The 16,717-nt window shown below is 63.8% G+C and carries 13 protein-coding genes; 12 read left to right on the forward strand and 1 reads right to left on the reverse strand.

The window, feature by feature from the left end; all coding sequences use genetic code 11:
* Nucleotides 1-33: 33 nt before the first annotated feature.
* The 3 genes from EJ067_RS28885 (at nucleotide 34) to EJ067_RS28895 (ending at nucleotide 3,652) form a co-directional block, all read left to right on the forward strand.
* Nucleotides 34-1,185: a gamma-butyrobetaine dioxygenase gene (locus EJ067_RS28885; RefSeq protein WP_126088548.1), complete on the forward strand. Its 1,152-nt coding sequence runs from the start codon at nucleotides 34-36 to the stop codon at nucleotides 1,183-1,185.
* Nucleotides 1,182-1,772 carry an HD domain-containing protein gene (locus tag EJ067_RS28890; protein WP_126088549.1) on the forward strand — a complete coding sequence of 197 codons (591 nt, stop codon included), beginning with the start codon at nucleotides 1,182-1,184 and terminating at the stop codon, nucleotides 1,770-1,772. The genes EJ067_RS28885 and EJ067_RS28890 overlap by 4 nt, the downstream gene beginning before the upstream one ends.
* Nucleotides 1,773-2,491: 719 nt before the next feature.
* Nucleotides 2,492-3,652 (forward strand): PcfJ domain-containing protein, encoded by a 1,161-nt coding sequence (locus EJ067_RS28895; protein ID WP_126088550.1) that lies wholly within the window; start codon nucleotides 2,492-2,494, stop codon nucleotides 3,650-3,652.
* 46 nt (nucleotides 3,653-3,698) lie between these two features.
* Here the strand turns inward: EJ067_RS28895 and EJ067_RS28900 are convergent, their stop codons facing one another.
* Nucleotides 3,699-5,507, reverse strand: a complete 1,809-nt coding sequence (locus EJ067_RS28900) for an NAD(P)/FAD-dependent oxidoreductase (protein ID WP_126088551.1) — start codon at nucleotides 5,505-5,507, stop codon at nucleotides 3,699-3,701.
* A 485-nt stretch (nucleotides 5,508-5,992) separates the two neighbouring features.
* On the opposite strand from EJ067_RS28900, the gene EJ067_RS28905 reads away from it, so the two are divergent.
* From EJ067_RS28905 to EJ067_RS28945, 9 genes are all read left to right on the forward strand, one after another.
* Nucleotides 5,993-7,744 (forward strand): acetolactate synthase 3 large subunit, encoded by a 1,752-nt coding sequence (locus EJ067_RS28905; protein ID WP_245468354.1) that lies wholly within the window; start codon nucleotides 5,993-5,995, stop codon nucleotides 7,742-7,744.
* A 78-nt stretch (nucleotides 7,745-7,822) separates the two neighbouring features.
* Nucleotides 7,823-8,395: an acetolactate synthase small subunit gene (ilvN, locus tag EJ067_RS28910; RefSeq protein ID WP_006204962.1), complete on the forward strand. Its 573-nt coding sequence runs from the start codon at nucleotides 7,823-7,825 to the stop codon at nucleotides 8,393-8,395.
* 114 nt (nucleotides 8,396-8,509) lie between these two features.
* Complete coding sequence (locus EJ067_RS28915) at nucleotides 8,510-9,106, forward strand: LysE family translocator (RefSeq protein ID WP_126088553.1); 597 nt, start codon at nucleotides 8,510-8,512, stop codon at nucleotides 9,104-9,106.
* A 213-nt stretch (nucleotides 9,107-9,319) separates the two neighbouring features.
* On the forward strand, nucleotides 9,320-10,618 hold the full coding sequence (locus EJ067_RS28920; RefSeq protein ID WP_126088554.1) for an efflux RND transporter periplasmic adaptor subunit: 1,299 nt from the start codon (nucleotides 9,320-9,322) through the stop codon (nucleotides 10,616-10,618).
* Nucleotides 10,615-13,767 (forward strand): efflux RND transporter permease subunit, encoded by a 3,153-nt coding sequence (locus EJ067_RS28925; RefSeq protein ID WP_126088555.1) that lies wholly within the window; start codon nucleotides 10,615-10,617, stop codon nucleotides 13,765-13,767. The genes EJ067_RS28920 and EJ067_RS28925 overlap by 4 nt, the downstream gene beginning before the upstream one ends.
* 65 nt (nucleotides 13,768-13,832) lie before the next feature.
* A complete protein-coding gene (nthA, locus tag EJ067_RS28930) occupies nucleotides 13,833-14,456 on the forward strand; it encodes a nitrile hydratase subunit alpha (protein ID WP_126088556.1) in 624 nt (207 codons plus the stop codon).
* A complete protein-coding gene (gene nthB / locus EJ067_RS28935) occupies nucleotides 14,453-15,112 on the forward strand; it encodes a nitrile hydratase subunit beta (protein WP_126088557.1) in 660 nt (219 codons plus the stop codon). Before nthA ends, nthB begins: the two co-directional genes overlap by 4 nt.
* Nucleotides 15,099-15,449 (forward strand): nitrile hydratase accessory protein, encoded by a 351-nt coding sequence (locus tag EJ067_RS28940; protein WP_126088558.1) that lies wholly within the window; start codon nucleotides 15,099-15,101, stop codon nucleotides 15,447-15,449. The genes nthB and EJ067_RS28940 overlap by 14 nt, the downstream gene beginning before the upstream one ends.
* Nucleotides 15,450-15,583: 134 nt before the next feature.
* The gene (locus tag EJ067_RS28945) at nucleotides 15,584-16,711 is read left to right on the forward strand and encodes an ATP-dependent RecD-like DNA helicase (RefSeq protein ID WP_126088559.1); all 1,128 of its coding nucleotides are present in this window, start codon (nucleotides 15,584-15,586) and stop codon (nucleotides 16,709-16,711) included.
* Nucleotides 16,712-16,717: the final 6 nt, after the last annotated feature.

The following is a 16,717-nucleotide window of genomic DNA, read 5'->3' on the forward strand; positions in this document are numbered from 1 at the left end:
ACGGTGGCGGGATCGAAGATGGGAGTTCAGGATATGCTGACCAGAGCAACGCTGGCCGATGACGGGCGAATGATCGAGCTTGGCTGGGAAGAGGGAACGCGCCGCCGTTTCCATGCCATGTGGCTGCGTGACAATGCGCTGGACGACAAGACGCGCAGCATCGGCAATGGCCAGCGGCTGATCACCATTCTGGATATTCCGGCAGAAACGCGGATCGGCGCGGCCTCCATCAAGGGCGAAGCGCTGGAAGTCCGGTTCGTCCCCGAGGACAAGACCGTCAGCTTCCCGGCGCAATGGCTGAGAGCCAACGCCTATGATCGCGGAGAACCTCAGCTGCCAGGCTGGACGAGTGATGTCATTCAGCGGTGGACGAAGGCGACGATGCAGAATTCGGTGCCGCGCGCCAGCTACGCGGCGGCCTTTCATGGCCGTGGCGTGTTGCGCGAATGGCTTTCGGCGGTGCGGACCTATGGTTTTGCCGTGATGGACGGGCTGCCGGCGGAGTCCGGCGCGCTGTGCAAGGTGGCCGATCTCTTCGGTTACATCAGGGAGACCAATTACGGGCGCTGGTTCGAGGTGCGCGCCGAGGTCAATCCGAACAATCTCGCTTACACCAATCTCGGCCTGCAGGCGCATACCGACAATCCCTACCGCGATCCGGTGCCGACGCTGCAGATCCTGGCCTGCATCGAGAATACGGTCGAAGGTGGCGAATCCAGTGTCGTCGACGGATTTGCAGTGGCGGCAGCATTGCAATCCGAAAACCCCGAGGGCTTCCGGCTGTTGAGTTCCTACCCGGCACGCTTCGAATATGCCGGCTCTTCCGGCGTTCGGCTGCAGTCGAAGCGGCCGATGATCGAGCTCGGACCCGATCGCGAACTCATCTGCATCCGCTTCAACAACCGCTCGCTGGCGCCGACGGTCGATGTGCCGTTCGCCGAGATGGACACATACTACGCCGCCTATCGCCGGTTCGCCGAGCTGATCGAGGATCCTGCCTTTGAGGTGACCTTCAAGCTCGAGGCGGGGCAGTCCTTCATCGTCGACAACACCCGCGTCATGCATGCACGCAAGACATTTTCCGGCAGCGGCAAGCGCTGGCTGCAGGGCTGCTACGCCGACAAGGACGGCCTGCTGTCGACACTTGCCGCGATCGAACACGATTTCAGGGAGGCGGCCGAATGAGCCCGCAGGAACTGAACACCGGCAACATCGTCGAATTCATCGCCGATATCTTCGAGCGCCGCGGGGCGGAATCCTACCTCGGCGAGCCGGTCACCATGTCGGAGCACATGCTGCAGGGCGCCTGGCTTGCCGAACAGGACGGCGCGCCGGAGGAGCTGGTGGCGGCAGCACTTCTGCACGACATCGGCCACTATACCAGCGAGTTCGGCACCTATTCGCCCGACGACGTCGAGGACAAGCATCATGACGAGGCGGGTGGCGAGGTGCTGGCGCCGTTCTTCCCGCCGGTCATCGTCGAATGCGTGCGGCTGCACGTTGCGGCCAAGCGCTATCTCTGCACCACCGATCCGACCTATTTCAGCAAGCTCTCGCCGGCCTCGGTGCATACGCTGTCGCTGCAGGGCGGGCCGATGAGCGCTGACGAAGTGGCGCAGTTCCGTAGCAATCCGTTCCATGAGGAAGCGGTGCGGGTGCGCATATGGGATGAAGGCGGCAAGGTCGCCAACATGAAGACGCGGGCCTTTCGCGACTATATGCCGTTGCTGGAGCGGGTGGTGGGAAAGTTCGCGGCCGAAAAGGCAGCTTAGCCAGGCATCACCGGAAGGAGACGGCCATGTGCTTTTTGCTTCGACGGCGAGAACGCGCTGCGTGCATACCGGCCGGACGACTGCCGCGATCGCCTGCCTGGCGCAAGTGCTCGCGCGTTGGTCCGGATTGCTTCCCGCGCCGGGCTTGGCCAGCGAGATGCAGACGGCTTGTTCAAGCCCGGCGACACCGAGCACGACCGGCGCCTTGCTGTCCTGCTCGAACGCATGTATTAGCCGCGCCCGACATGCGGCCAGGCCGTTTCAACGGCCGTGCCGGAACCGACAACGCTTTTTATGGAGGCGAAGATGAGATCTTGTTCACGCATTTTGCGCCTTCGCGGCGTACGGACCGATTGACCCCGCTGCGGGTCGCCAACTTCCCGACGATGCGAGCGCCGTCCGCGATCTGCGGTGAGCATTATCCTCTCCACGCGTTGATGCCGCGTGGAACGAAACGACGGCGAGCCGAGCGCTTTCCGCGAACGATGGCGGCTGCTCGAAAGCCTCAGATGCAGCTTTGCAACACTCCGTCAGGCCATTGTAAACATTGAGAGAATGGCGCTTGCGTCAAGTTTGCGACGCGTCTACAGGGCGCGCCATCCATAACCCGTTATCCCCGAAAGGAGACCTGTCAATGATCCCGCAATCCAGATCGTCACAGTCCGTGCCGACGCTGGAAAAGCGCGCGGCCGACAGGGTTCCAACAGGGAAGAACGGCCATGGCCAAGTCCATGATCCAGCGCAGGCAGGACGCCGAGCGCGAACGCATTGAAGCTTATGATGCAAGGCTGCGGCAGGTTTTCGCCGCCGCGCGTCCCGTTCCGGATTTCGAACGGGCGCTGGACGACGCACGCTCGGGTCTTGCCGGCATGGCGATCCGAGACGGCGCGCTGTGGCGCCCGAAGCTGAAGACGCGCGACCGCGCGCGACTACGGCTGGCCGCGGCACGCTATCTCTATGCGCGTTATCCGGTTTCGGCCGCGCTCGAGAGCGTCTGGTTGGAGAGCACGGGGCTGGACGCCAACGAGATTGCGCTCCGCAAGGCCTGGTATGTGACGGTGGCGCGCGGCGACTCGCTCTACAAGGCGGGCGCCAACGCATGGCTGTCGCGCAAGGAGGTGCATTGCTTCCTCAACGTGTCTGGCGATTTTGGTTTCGCCGAAGCGTTCTGGCTGGCGATCGCCCGGTCCTACACAGATGACCAGGGATTGGCGGTCCGGCTTGCGCGGACCAAGATCGCGCGCACGCCGCGCCACGAACTGGCCTTCTGGCGCGAGGTGGCGCGCTTCTTCTGCGGACATCCCGCCTCGAAGGAGGAGATCGACGATCTTTGCGATTACATCGGCGCCATGCATCAGCGTGATGCGGCCTACAGCCTGAAGGGGCGCACGCTTGCCTCGCTACGCCGGCAGATGGTGGACTGGCACCGCGACATCGCCGCGATCGAACGCATCGAGGCCATGCGCCGCCGCGCCGCCGGACGCACCCAGCGAGGCGCCGGAACGCAGCCCGAGCGCGGCGCCTGGGACGGCTCGCGCCTCGAAGACTGGGAATGGCAGCCATCGGCGAAAGAGGCGAAGGTGCGCGGCGAGCGCTTCTTCGTCCGGCAGCTGAAGACGGCCGAGGATCTGGTCGCCGAGAGCCGTGCAATGCATCATTGCGTGTCGATGTACGCGGCCAAGTGCATCGCCGGCAACGCCTCGATCTGGGTGCTGCGGCGCACGGCGCTGGGCAAGATCGAGCGGCTGTTGACGATCGAGCTCGATCCCCAGAACCGTGCGGTCCAGGTGCGCGGTTTCGGCAATCGTCTGGCCCTGCCGGAGGAGCGCAAGGTCGTCGAGCGTTGGGCCAAGGCGAGGGGCGTGGCGCTCAGGGCCTGAAACAAAAGACCCGCGCGGCGGAGAGGCCGCGCGGGTCCTTTGATGACTAGCCCTTATGGTGCACCTCCTGCAGCCCATAGACGGGCGTCGGCAAGCCGACTTGCCTGGCCTTCAGCTGCAGCGACAGATACTGCGAGTAGTGGCGGGACTGGTGCAGGTTGCCGCCGTGGAACCACAGCGCTTCCTGCTGCGTCGGCTTCCACATGTTGCGCTGCTCGCCTTCCCACGGGCCGGGATCCTTGGTGGTGTTGGAGCCGAGACCCCAGACCTTGCCCACCTTGTCCGCCACTTCCTGCGAGATGAGGTCCGCGGCCCAGCCGTTCATCGAGCCGTAGCCGGTGGCATAGATCACCAGATCGGCCGGCAGTTCGGTGCCGTCGACGAATTTGACGCCGGTTTCGGTAAGTTCCTGCACCGCAGCGCCCGGGCCGCTCTTCAGCTTGATCGAGCCGTCGATGACAAGATCGCAGGCGCCGACATCGATGTAATAGCCGGAACCGCGGCGCAGATACTTCATGAACAGGCCCGAGCCGTCGTCGCCCCAATCGAGCATGAAGCCGGCCTTTTCCAGATCCTCGTAGAACTTCGCGTCGCGCTCCTTCATCTGCTGGTAAAGCGGGATCTGGAACTCGTGCAGGATGCGGTAGGGGAGCGAAGCGAAGATCATGTCCGCTTTTCGCGTCGTCATGCCGTTCTCGACCGCCTGCTCGGAATAGAGGGCGCCGAGGCCGATATCCATCAGGGTGTCGGACTTGACGATATGGGTGGACGAGCGCTGCACCATGGTCACGTCCGCGCCTGCTTCCCACAGCGCCGCGCAGATGTCGTGGGCGGAGTTGTTGGAGCCGATGACGACGACCTTGTTGCCGGCATATTTGTCCGGGCCGGGATGGGTCGAGGAGTGCTGCTGCTCGCCCTTGAAGACGTCCTGGCCCTTGTATTTCGGCCAGTTCGCCTTGCCGGACATGCCGGTCGCGAGCACCAGCTGCTTCGGCTTCAGCACGATCTCCTTGCCGTCGCGTTCGACGACAACGGTCCATTCCTTGGCCTTCTCGTCATATGTGGCGGATTTCGCGGTGGTGGAGCTCCAATAGCTCAGCTCCATCACCCTGGTGTACATCTCCAGCCAGTCGCCGATCTTGTCCTTCGGCGAGAAGATCGGCCAGTTCTTCGGAAAATCGATATAGGGCAGGTGATCGTACCAGACCGGATCGTGCAGGCAGAGCGACTTGTAGCGCTTGCGCCAGGAGTCGCCTGGACGCTCGTTCTTCTCGACGATGATGGTCGGCACGCCGAGCTGTTTCAGCCTTGCGGCGAGAGCAATTCCGCCTTGGCCGCCACCGACTATGACGACATAAGGCTGCCGGCTATGGCCGAGTTCGGCGATCTCGTCGTCACGCTCCTCGCGCCATGTCTTGCGGCCCTTGCCGTGGCCGTGCTTGGCGCCGAGCGGGCGGGTGAAGCCGGCTTTCTCTTCGTGACCCTTTAGTTCGGCAATGGTGGTCAGCAGCGTCCAGATCATCTCGCCCTTGAACCGCACGAGGCCAAAGCCGCGCGCCACGCTGGTCTCGAAAGTGATCCAGGCGGTGATGATGCCGCCGTCCTCTGTCGCTTCTTCGCCCTCGGCCACCGTCCAGCCGGTCGGCTTGGTGTTGCTGAGCGTCGCCTGCAGCATGTCGCGGATTTGGTCGCGGCCCTCCATGGTCTTCAAGTTCCAGGTGAAGGCCACGAGGTCGCGCCAGTAGCAGTCAGCCTGGAAACAATTGACGGCGGTATCGATGTCGCCGGCTTCCAGCGCCTTGCCGAACTTGTCGAGCAGCGCCTGCGCCTTGGTGGTGGGTGTCCTCTCGAGCATGTCTTCTCCTCCACTTGCTAGAGTCCGATCAGAATGGGGTCGATCAGGATTTTCAGTTGGGTTCCGGCAGGATCCAAACGGCGTCGAAGCTGGCCGTCGCGACGAGGTTCGCCAGCCATGCGTCCTCCTCGCAGGCAACGTCCTTTGCGGCCGCATAGTGGTGCCTCGGAGATACGCGCTCAACTGTACTATGGTAGCGCGCGACGGTGCCGATCTCTCTGGACGCGAATTCGCGCGGCACCCCATTGACGAGCCCGCGCTTTGGCCCTTATTGTCCGCGGCCATGAAAACAGCACTCATTCTCGTAGGCTGGCGCGTGGGCAAGGCGGTGTAACCGCCGGGCGAAAACCTCCCATGCGCATCCCACAGGCTCCCTCGGGGGCCTTTTTTATTGCCCAAAATCCAACTAAACGACCAGCAAATCGCCATGCGGCGAACAGTACGGGACCAGACCGATGAGCAATGGACAGAACGAGCGGCGCGAAATGACGGGCGCCGAAATGGTGGTGCAGGCGCTGAAGGACAACGGCGTCAAGCATGTCTTCGGCTATCCGGGCGGCGCCGTTCTCCCGATCTACGATGAAATTTTTCAACAAGACGAGGTCGAGCACATTCTGGTCAGACACGAGCAGGGCGCCGGCCATGCCGCCGAAGGCTATGCGCGCTCGACCGGCAAGGCCGGCGTGCTTTTGGTCACATCCGGCCCCGGCGCCACCAATGCGGTGACGCCGCTGCAGGACGCGCTGATGGATTCCATTCCCCTGGTGTGTCTCACCGGCCAGGTGCCGACCTCGCTGATCGGCTCCGACGCCTTCCAGGAATGCGATACGGTCGGCATCACGCGGCCCTGCACCAAGCACAACTGGCTGGTGAAGGACGTCAACGATCTCGCCGCCACGATCCATGAAGCCTTCCATGTCGCAACCACCGGGCGGCCCGGCCCGGTCGTGGTCGACATTCCGAAGGACGTTCAGTTCGCCAAGGGCATCTACGTGCCGCCGCAGACGGCACCGCGCACCAGCTACCAGCCAAAGGTCCAGGGCGATCTGGAAAAGGTCAAGGCAGCGGTCGAGCTGATGGCCGGCGCCAGGAAGCCGATCATCTATTCGGGCGGCGGCGTCATCAATTCCGGCCCGGAAGCCAGCCATCTGCTGCGCGAGCTGGTCGACCTCACCGGCTTCCCTATCACCTCGACGCTGATGGGGCTCGGCGCCTATCCGGCTTCGGGCAAGAACTGGGTCGGCATGCTCGGCATGCACGGCACCTACGAAGCCAACATGGCCATGCATGACTGCGACGTGATGATCTGCATCGGCGCCCGTTTCGACGATCGCATCACCGGCCGGTTGAACGCCTTTTCGCCGAACTCGAAGAAGATCCACATCGACATCGATCCGTCGTCGATCAACAAGAACGTCCATACGGACGTGCCGATCCTCGGCGATGTCGGCCGCGTGCTGGAAGACCTGGTGCGGCTGTGGCGGGCGACCGCCAAGGCCGACAAGAAGGCGCTCTATCCCTGGTGGGAGCAGATCGCGAAATGGCGCGCGCGGGATTCGCTCGCCTACAAGATGAACAACGACGTGATCATGCCGCAATACGCCATCCAGCGGCTCTATGCGCTGACCAAGGATATGGACACCTACATCACCACCGAGGTCGGCCAGCACCAGATGTGGGCGGCGCAGCACTATCATTTCGACAAACCGAACCGTTGGATGACATCCGGCGGGCTGGGCACGATGGGCTATGGCCTGCCGGCGGCGCTCGGCGTGCAGATCGCGCACCCGGATGCGCTCGTCATCGACATCGCCGGCGACGCATCGGTGCAGATGACGATGCAGGAGATGAGCTCGGCTGTGCAATATGAGGCGCCGATCAAGATCTTCATCCTCAACAACCAGTATATGGGCATGGTGCGCCAGTGGCAGCAGCTGCTGCACGGCAACCGGCTGTCGCATTCCTACACCGAGGCGATGCCGGATTTCGTCAAGCTGGCGGAAGCCTATGGCGGCCACGGCATACGCTGCGACAAGCCGGACGAGCTGGACGACGCGATCCGGGAGATGATCTCGGTGAAGAAGCCGGTGCTGTTCGACTGCCGCGTGGCGACCTTGGCCAACTGCTTCCCGATGATCCCGTCCGGCAAGGCACATAATGAGATGCTCCTGCCCGACGAGGCGACCGACGAGGCGGTGGCCAACGCCATCGACGCCAAGGGCAGGGAACTGGTGTAGCCGCGAGCCGGGCTTGCGGCGGGAAGCCGTGTGGAAACAGAGAATTAGATCCAACAGTTTGAAGTCGAGATTCACGTCATGAACGCACAGCTCCAGCCGACCGGCTCCGCCTATTTCATCGCCAAGGAAACGGAAAAGCCAGAGAACCACACGCTGTCCGTGCTGGTCGACAACGAGCCGGGCGTGCTTGCCCGCGTCATCGGCCTTTTCTCGGGGCGCGGCTACAACATCGAGAGCCTGACCGTCTCCGAGACGGAGCACGAGAAGCACCTGTCGCGCATCACCATCGTGACGCGCGGCACGCCGCATGTGCTGGAGCAGATCAAGCATCAGCTCGAGCGAATCGTGCCGGTGCACCGCGTGGTCGATCTCACCGTGCGCTCGCACGAGCTTGGCCAGGAGCGGCCGCTGGAGCGCGAGCTGGCGCTGGTCAAGGTCGCCGGGACTGGCGACAGCCGGGTCGAAGCGCTCAGGCTGGCAGACGCGTTCCGCGCGTCTGTCATCGACGCCAACACCGAGCATTTCATCTTCGAGATCACCGGCAAGGGTTCCAAGCTCGATCAGTTCATCGCCATCATGAAGCCGCTCGGCCTGGTCGAGATCTGCCGCACCGGGGTGGCGGCGATGAACCGCGGCCCGCAGGGCATGTAGTCGGCGGCACGGCCCATACCGCTCCAATCTTCTCTGGCCCGGAAATCGCCTGCCGGTGGCTTTTGTGCGTCCACCAGATAAGGACAATATGACTGACGTATCTGGGAGGATACAATGTCGCTCGACGCATTCCTTGCTCTCTTGGTCTATGCCTTCGTGACCTCGATCACGCCCGGGCCGAACAACCTCATGCTGCTGACGTCTGGGGTCAATTTCGGCATCGCCAGGACGGTTCCGCATATGCTGGGCATCAGCATTGGCTTCCTGGTTCTGCTGCTGGCCGTCGGTTTCGGGCTCGGCGCGGTGCTAACGGCGGTTTCGGCGCTGCACACGGCGTTGAAAATCGCGGGCGCCGCCTACCTGCTCTACCTTGCCTGGAAGATCGCCATGTCACGCTCGATGAGCGATAGAAAAGGCGCGGAGGCGCGGCCGATGCGCTTCATCGACGCTGCGGCGTTCCAATGGGTCAATCCCAAGGCATGGGTGATGGCGATAACCGCCATGGCCGTCTACACCAATCCGGTCCATCCGTTCGTCTCGGTGGCGCTGGTCTCGATTGCCTTCACCATCGTCAACCTGCCAAGCGTCTCCGTGTGGGCCGGATTCGGCACCGCGCTGCGCGGCTTCCTGTCGGATCCCGTGCGGCTGAAATGGTTCAACATCGCCATGGGTTTGCTGCTCGCGGCGACGCTTTGGCCGATGTTGCGCTGAGCTTATTTCGGACCGATTAGAGGGCCCGCCACGGCACGATGGCCGGCTGCACAGCGATTGTGCAGTGCACATTAAATCTTCGTAATGCCGCGCTTTGGCCCTTTTCCGCCAAAGGCTTGTCCTATCTATTCGGCGAAAATCGCGGCAAAGCGCCGTGAATCGAGCTAAAATGAGACCACCGGGTTCGGCGTGTCTGGTAGAGGCATGGTGTCGATGCGCGGAAAAATCGCTCTTGCAGTCGTTGCGCTGGCCTGCCTCGCAGGCGCCGGCCTCTACTTCTCGCCGGCAACGCTGGGCAAGGTCCAGCAGCTGATCTCGGGCCAGCAGGCCGGCACGGCTACTGCGGACAAGACGGCGAAGGCTTCGGACAATCCGAAGGGCGGCGGCGGTGGTGGCCCGCGGTCGGCCTCCATCGTCTCGGCAGCCGCGACGACCGCCGATTTTCCGATCCGCCGCTACGCCATCGGCTTCGTTTCGTCGCCGTCGGTGGTCAGTGTGAACGCCCGCGTCTCCAGCCAGATCGTGTCTATCGCGGTGAAGGACGGACAAATGGTCAAGGCCGGCGATCTCCTCTTCTCGCTCGACGATCGCGCGCTGAAAGCCCAACTCGCCAAGGACCAGGCGATGCTCGTGAAGGACCAGGCGCTGCTGGTGAGCGCCCAGGCCGACCTGCAGCGCGCCAAGGATCTTGTCGCCCGGCAGGCAGGCACGCAGCAGACCTACGACCAGGCGCTGGCGGCGCAAAAGGCCGCGGCCGCCACCATCGATGCCGACAAGGCGACGATCGACGCCGATACGGTCCAGTTGAGCTACGCGACCATCGCCGCGCCCATCTCGGGCAGGCTGGGAGCGGTCAACGTCTCCGTCGGCGACCTCGTCACCACCAGCAACGGCAACTTGAGCAGCTCGACGCCGCTTGTCACCATCACGCAGATGGACCCGCTGCAGGTGAATTTCACCTTGCCGGAAAGCAACCTCGCCTTGCTGCACAAGGAACTGGCGAACCCGCAGCAAGGGGACGTGACGCTTACCAAGGACGGCGATCCGACGCCGATCGGCAAGGGCACGCTCGACTTCGTCGATTCCAGCGTCGATACCGCCTCCGGCACCATTGCCACGCGCGCGAGCATACCGAACGCCGACCTTTCGCTTTGGCCGGGCCAGTATGTGAACGTCGTGCTCGACGCCGGCACGATGCCGCAAATGACCTCCGTGCCGACGGTCGCGGTGCAGCCCAGCCAGAAGGGTCCGTTTGTCTACGTCGTCAAGCCTGACAACACCGTGGAGATGCGGCCGGTGCAGGTGGCGCTGACGGAAGGCGAGAACAGCGCCATCAGCCAGGGGCTGAAGAGCGGCGAGAAGGTCGTCGTCGAAGGCCAGACCAGGCTGAAGGACGGCGCCGCCGTGCACGAAGGCAAGCCCGCCACCAGCGGCGCCGATCGGTCCGCCCCTAAGGTCGCTGAAGCGGACAAGGCGAGTGGTGCCGACAAGGCTGGCGAGGCGCGCCCATGATTTCCGAATTCTGCATACGCAGACCCGTCGCCACATTGCTGATGTCGCTCGCCCTCGTGCTGGGCGGAATCTTTGCCTACAAGTTCCTGCCGGTCGCGGCGCTGCCGAGCGCCGAATTTCCGGTGGTCAACGTCTCTGCCAGCCTGCCCGGCGCTTCGCCGGAGACGATGGCGACGTCGGTGGCGACGCCGCTGATCAAGCAGTTCGCCACCATTGCCGGCATCGATTCGATCTCGACCACCAACTCGCTCGGCCAGACTTCGATCGCCATCCAGTTCGTGCTCAACCGCGATATCGATGCTGCCGCGGCCGACGTCCAGGCGGCGATAGCGCGCACGCAGCGGCAACTGCCGCCGGAGATGACCTCGCCGCCGAGCTATCGGAAGGTCAACCCCGCCGATGCGCCGATCCTTTTGATGTCGCTGGTCAGCGACACGGTTCCGCTCACCGATCTCGACGCCTTCGCCGAAAACGTCATCTCGCCGTCGCTGTCGACCATCGACGGCGTGGCACAGGTCTCGATCTTCGGCCAGCAGAAATATGCGGTGCGCATCCAGATCGATCCGACAGCGCTCGCCGCGCGCGGCATCTCGATCGATCAGCTGCAGGCGGCGATCGCGTCGGCCAACAGCAACACGCCGCTTGGCGTGCTGCAGAACGACAAGCAGCAGCTCACCATTACCGCCAACACCCAGCTCGTCAACGCCGCCGGGTTCTCCAACCTGATCATCGCCACCAAGAACGGCCGCCCGGTGCGGCTGGGCGAGGTGACCCGCGTCGTCGATTCGGTGCAGACCACGACGACCGCAAGCTGGTACGACGGCACACGTGCCATCATCATGGCCGTGCAGCGCCAGCCGGACGCCAACACCGTCGACGTCGTCGACAAGGTCAAGGCGATGCTGCCCTCCTTCCAGGACCAGATGCCGGCGGCGGCCAGCATCAAGCTGCTCAACGACCGCTCGACCTCGATCCGCCAGGCCGTCGACGACGTGCAGTTCACGCTGCTCTTGACCATCGCCCTGGTGGTGATGGTGATCTTCGTGTTCCTGCGCAGGATAACCGCGACGGTCATCCCGGCGGTGGCGGTGCCGATCTCGCTGATCGCCACCCTTGGCGCGATGTTCCTGTTCGGCTTCTCGATCGACAACATCTCGCTGATGGGCCTCACGCTCGCGGTCGGCCTGGTCGTCGACGACGCCATCGTCATGCTGGAGAACATCTTCCGCCATATGGAGGAGGATGGGCTGTCGGCATTCGACGCCTCGCTGAAGGGCGCCCGCGAAATCGGCTTCACCATCATATCGATCTCGATCTCGCTGGTGGCGGTGTTCATTCCCGTGCTTTTGATGGGCGGCGTGATCGGCCGCATCTTCAACGAATTCGCGGTCGTGGTGACGGTCGCCATCCTGGCGTCGATGTTCGTGTCGCTGACGCTGACGCCGATGCTGTGCTCGCGGCTGCTGTCCGTCACGAAAGCCGATCGCGAGGCGCAGGGCGATGGCCGCAGACATGACATCGTGACCCGTGGATATGACTGGCTGCTGAGCTTCTGCCTGCGCCACACCTTCCTGGTGTTCCTGGTCTTCGTTGGAACGGCGGCTGCATCGGTGTGGCTAATCCAGGCCTCGCCGAAGGGCTTCTTCCCGCAGGAGGACATCGGCCAGATCTCGGTGACCACCATCGCGCGCCAGGACATCTCGTTCGACGCCATGGCGAAGCTGCAGGGACAAGTGGCCAGCGTCTTCTCGCACTCGCCCTATGTCGACCATGTCGCGTGGTCGGCGGGGAGCGGCAACAATGCGCTCAACCAGGGGCAACTCTTCGTCCAGCTCAAGGGCAAGGATCAGCGTCCCAATATCGAGAAGGTGCTTGCGGATCTGAGACGACAGCTGGCCGGCGTTGCGGGGATCGAGACCTATATGCAGCCGGTGCAGAATCTGCGGCTCGGCTCGCGCTCATCCGCCAGCGCCTACCAACTCGTGGTCCAGGGCTTGGATACCGGCCAAACCGATATCTGGGCGCAGAAGCTGAATGACGCGATGGCGGCGGACCACACGACCTTTACCGACGTCACAAGCGATCTGCAGAACAATGCCCTGCAGGCGTCGCTGGTGGTCGACCGCGACAAGGCCGCCCAGCTCGGTATCGACACCAGCACGCTGCGCTCGGCCCTCTATGGCGGGTTCGGCACCGACCAGGTCTCGACGATCTTCGGTTCGGCCGACAGCTATCAGGTCATCACCGAGCTCGATCCCAATATCGAGTGGTCGCCGGAGCGGATGCTGGCCATCGAGGTCAGGACAGCGAGCGGCAGCCTGGTGCCGCTCGGCGCCTTCGCCCATGTCGATCGCACGGCAGGCGCCTTGACCGTCAACCAGCTCGGCCAGCTGCCGGCGGTGACGATCTCCTACAACCTGCCGCAGGGCGTTTCGCTCGGCGACACGGTGACCCGCATCGACCAGCTGAAAGAGCAGATCGGCATGCCGAAGGTGATCTCGACCAGCTTCGCCGGTACGGCCAAGACCTTCCAGGACTCGCTCGCCAACCAGGGCCTTTTGATCGGCGGCGCGATCCTGACGATCTACATCGTCCTCGGCATGCTCTATGAGAGCTTCATCCATCCGCTCACCATCCTCACCGGTCTGCCGTCGGCGGTGCTTGGGGCGGTGGTCGCGCTCAGTCTCGCCGGCATGGATCTGTCGGTCATCGCGGTGATCGGCATCCTGATGCTGATCGGCATCGTCAAGAAGAACGGCATCATGATGGTCGACGTCGCGCTGGAGCTCAGGCGTCAGGGCATGTCGGCCAAGGAGTCCATCCACAAGGCCTGCCTGATGCGTTTCCGGCCGATCATGATGACGACGCTGGCGGCGTTGATGGGCACGTTCCCGATCGCGCTCGGGACCGGCGCCAGCGCCGAACTGCGCCAGCCGCTCGGCGTCGCCGTGGTCGGCGGCCTGCTCGCCTCGCAGGCGCTCACGCTGTTCGTCACGCCGGTGATCTACGTCTACTTCGAGAACTTCTCCGGCTGGCTGCTCAGCTTCTCGTCGAAGAAGAGCCGGCCGGCACTGCATGTGGTGGAAGGCGGCGAGCAACCCTCGCTGTTCGACCGCGAGGCAGAGCCGAAGAAGGTGGCGGCCGAGTAGGCCGCTGTTTTCTGGCCCAAGGCGTCGTGCTTGCGACGCTGCGCCGGCGCTTCTAGTCTGGCGTCATGTCCCATGATCATGATCACGACAACGAGCTCGATCCGTTCGCAGCGCGCGTGCGCGCGCTGGAGACGATCCTCACGCAGAAAGGCCTGATCGATCCGGCGGCCATCGACGTCATCGTCGATACCTATGAGACCAAGATCGGCCCGCGCAATGGCGCGCGGGTGGTGGCGAAGGCCTGGAGCGATCCGGCTTATGCCGAATGGCTGAAGCGCGACGCGACGGCGGCGATCGAATCGCTCTCCTATACCGGGCGCCAAGGCGAGCACATGCAGGCTGTGTTCAACACCGAGGACACGCACAATCTCGTCGTCTGCACGCTCTGCTCCTGCTACCCGTGGTCGGTGCTCGGCCTGCCGCCGGTCTGGTACAAGGCGCCGCCTTACCGCTCGAGGGCGGTAATCGATCCGCGCGGCGTGCTGGAAGAATTCGGGCTGACGCTGCCGAGGACCAAGAAGATCCGCGTCTGGGATTCAACGGCCGAGCTTCGCTATCTGGTGGTGCCGATGCGGCCTGAGGGCACCGACGGCTGGAGCGAGGAACAGCTTGCCGGGCTGGTCAGCCGCGATGCGATGATCGGCACGGCGCTGGCCAAAAAAGCCGGAATAGAGAGGCAGCCGGCATGAACGGGCCGCAGGATCTCGGCGGGCAGATGGGTTTCGGGCCGGTGGCGCCCGAAAAGGACGAGCCCTATTTCCATGCCGAATGGGAGAAGCGCGCACTCGGCGTGACGCTGACCGCCGGCGCCATGGGCGCCTGGAACATCGACGAGAGCCGGCACGCACGGGAATCGCTGCATCCAGCCGACTATTATGCATCCAGCTACTATCAGATCTGGATCAAGGCGCTGGAAGTGCTCTTGAAGCGCCACGGGTTCGTCACCGAGCGCGACCTTTCGGCCGGCAAGGCGGTCGATCCGGCCGCGACGCCCAAGCGCGTGCTGAAGGGGGCGGACGTGCCGGCGGTGCTCGCCAAAGGCGGGCCGTGCGACCGGCCGGTCGCCACGCCGGCGCTATTCAAGGCCGGAGATCGCGTGCGGACCAAGAACTTCAATCCCACCGGCCACACACGCCTACCGCGCTACGCGCGCGGCAGGAACGGGACGATCGAGGCTGTGCGTGACGGCTTTGTCTTTCCCGACAGCAACGCGCATGGCAAGGGCGAGAACCCGCAATGGGTCTACACCGTGGTTTTCGACGGCGCGGAGATCTGGGGCGAGGGCGCCGATCCGACGCTCAGCGTTTCGATCGATGCCTGGGAGAGCTATCTTGAGCCGGCCTGAGGGCGTATTGCCGGCGGGTTTCGACGAGCCGGTCTTCGCCGAACCATGGCAGGCGGAAGCCTTCGCCATGACGGTGGCGCTGCACGGCAAGGGATTGTTTTCGTGGAGCGAGTGGGCGGAAGCTTTATCCGCCGAGGTCAAGAAGCCGGGCGCCGCAGCGGACGGGCACGATTACTATGAGTGTTGGCTGGCGGCGCTGGAGAAGCTTTTGTCCAGGAAGGGTGTCGCCCGCAAGGGCGATGTCGATGAACTCGCAGCCGCCTGGGAACGTGCTGCGCATGCGACCCCGCACGGCAAGCCGATCCTGCTGGAGAATGATCCCGGACCTGGCACATAGCAGTTCTGTTCCCTTTACGTTCTTGTTGGCGCCTGATAGCGTGCCGGGCCGTAGCAAATGAGATCGCCGCCGGCGACGCCGGTGATGGAACGGCCAATCTTGTCTTTCGCTTGCGAATCCGGTCTGTCGCACTGATGGAATTTTCTCCCCAACAGGACGAGGCTTTGAAGGCGGTCGGGCGCTGGCTCAAAGAGGGCCGGCCGCAGGTCTTCCGGCTGTTTGGCTATGCCGGCACCGGCAAGACGACGCTGGCGCGCTATTTCGCCGAGCATGTCGACGGGCAGGTGCAGTTCGCCGCCTTCACCGGCAAGGCAGCTCAGGTGCTGCGCTCGAAAGGCGCGATCAACGCCCGCACCATTCATTCGCTGATCTACCGGCCAAAGGGCGAGGAATCGGTCGAGGACGAGGTGACCGGCAAGACCTCGATGTCGCCGACCTTCGCGCTCAACCGGCAGAGCCCGATCGCGCGCGCCAAGCTGGTCGTCATCGACGAATGCTCGATGGTCGACGAGCAGCTCGGGCGCGACCTGCAGAGTTTCGGGACGCCGATCCTGGTGCTTGGCGATCCCGCCCAGCTGCCGCCGATCTCCGGCGGCGGCTTCTTCACCGAGCATGAGCCTGATGTGCTCTTGACCGAAATCCACCGACAGGCGCGCGACAACCCGATCATCCGGCTGGCGCTCGACGTGCGCGAGGGGCGGGAATTCATGCATGGGGACTATGGCACGGCGCAAGTGATCGGCAGGGAAGCAGTCAATCAGGAGCTGGTGCTCAAGGCCGACCAGGTGCTGGTCGGCACCAACCGCACCCGCCGGCGCTATAATCAAAGGCTGCGCGAGCTGAAGGGGTTCAACGCCGACTTCCCGCAGGCCGGTGACAAGCTGGTCTGCCTGCGCAACGACCCGGCCAAGGGGCTGCTGAACGGCTCGCTGTGGAAGGTGATGACCTCGTCGCGCGAGACGGTGAAGCCGGGCATCAACCTCCTGGTCTCGCCCGAAGAGGACGATCCCGACCGCGGCGTCGCCAAGATCAAGCTCTTGAAGGCGGCGTTCGAGGATCCGGATGCCGAGATCCCATGGCAGCAGAAGAAGCGCTTCGATGATTTCGACTACGGTTACGCGCTGACCGTGCACAAGGCGCAGGGCTCGCAGTGGAACGACGTGGTTCTGTTCGACGAGAGTTGGGCCTTCAAGGAGACCCGGCAGCGCTGGCTCTACACGGCAATCACCCGCGCCGCCGAGCGGCTGACGGTCGTTCGCTGACGTTTT

The organism is Mesorhizobium sp. M1D.F.Ca.ET.043.01.1.1, assembly GCF_003952385.1.
Lineage (GTDB): Bacteria > Pseudomonadota > Alphaproteobacteria > Rhizobiales > Rhizobiaceae > Mesorhizobium.

What these genes read in the sequence shown, in the direction of transcription:
- EJ067_RS28885 (WP_126088548.1), top strand. Translation starts at nt 34, where the DNA reads ATGCTGACCAGAGCAACGCTGGCCGATGACGGGCGAATGATCGAGCTT.
- EJ067_RS28890 (WP_126088549.1), top strand. Translation starts at nt 1,182, where the DNA reads ATGAGCCCGCAGGAACTGAACACCGGCAACATCGTCGAATTCATCGCC.
- EJ067_RS28895 (WP_126088550.1), top strand. Translation starts at nt 2,492, where the DNA reads ATGGCCAAGTCCATGATCCAGCGCAGGCAGGACGCCGAGCGCGAACGC.
- EJ067_RS28900 (WP_126088551.1), bottom strand. Translation starts at nt 5,507, where the DNA reads ATGCTCGAGAGGACACCCACCACCAAGGCGCAGGCGCTGCTCGACAAG.
- EJ067_RS28905 (WP_245468354.1), top strand. Translation starts at nt 5,993, where the DNA reads ATGACGGGCGCCGAAATGGTGGTGCAGGCGCTGAAGGACAACGGCGTC.
- ilvN (WP_006204962.1), top strand. Translation starts at nt 7,823, where the DNA reads ATGAACGCACAGCTCCAGCCGACCGGCTCCGCCTATTTCATCGCCAAG.
- EJ067_RS28915 (WP_126088553.1), top strand. Translation starts at nt 8,510, where the DNA reads ATGTCGCTCGACGCATTCCTTGCTCTCTTGGTCTATGCCTTCGTGACC.
- EJ067_RS28920 (WP_126088554.1), top strand. Translation starts at nt 9,320, where the DNA reads ATGCGCGGAAAAATCGCTCTTGCAGTCGTTGCGCTGGCCTGCCTCGCA.
- EJ067_RS28925 (WP_126088555.1), top strand. Translation starts at nt 10,615, where the DNA reads ATGATTTCCGAATTCTGCATACGCAGACCCGTCGCCACATTGCTGATG.
- nthA (WP_126088556.1), top strand. Translation starts at nt 13,833, where the DNA reads ATGTCCCATGATCATGATCACGACAACGAGCTCGATCCGTTCGCAGCG.
- nthB (WP_126088557.1), top strand. Translation starts at nt 14,453, where the DNA reads ATGAACGGGCCGCAGGATCTCGGCGGGCAGATGGGTTTCGGGCCGGTG.
- EJ067_RS28945 (WP_126088559.1), top strand. Translation starts at nt 15,584, where the DNA reads ATGGAATTTTCTCCCCAACAGGACGAGGCTTTGAAGGCGGTCGGGCGC.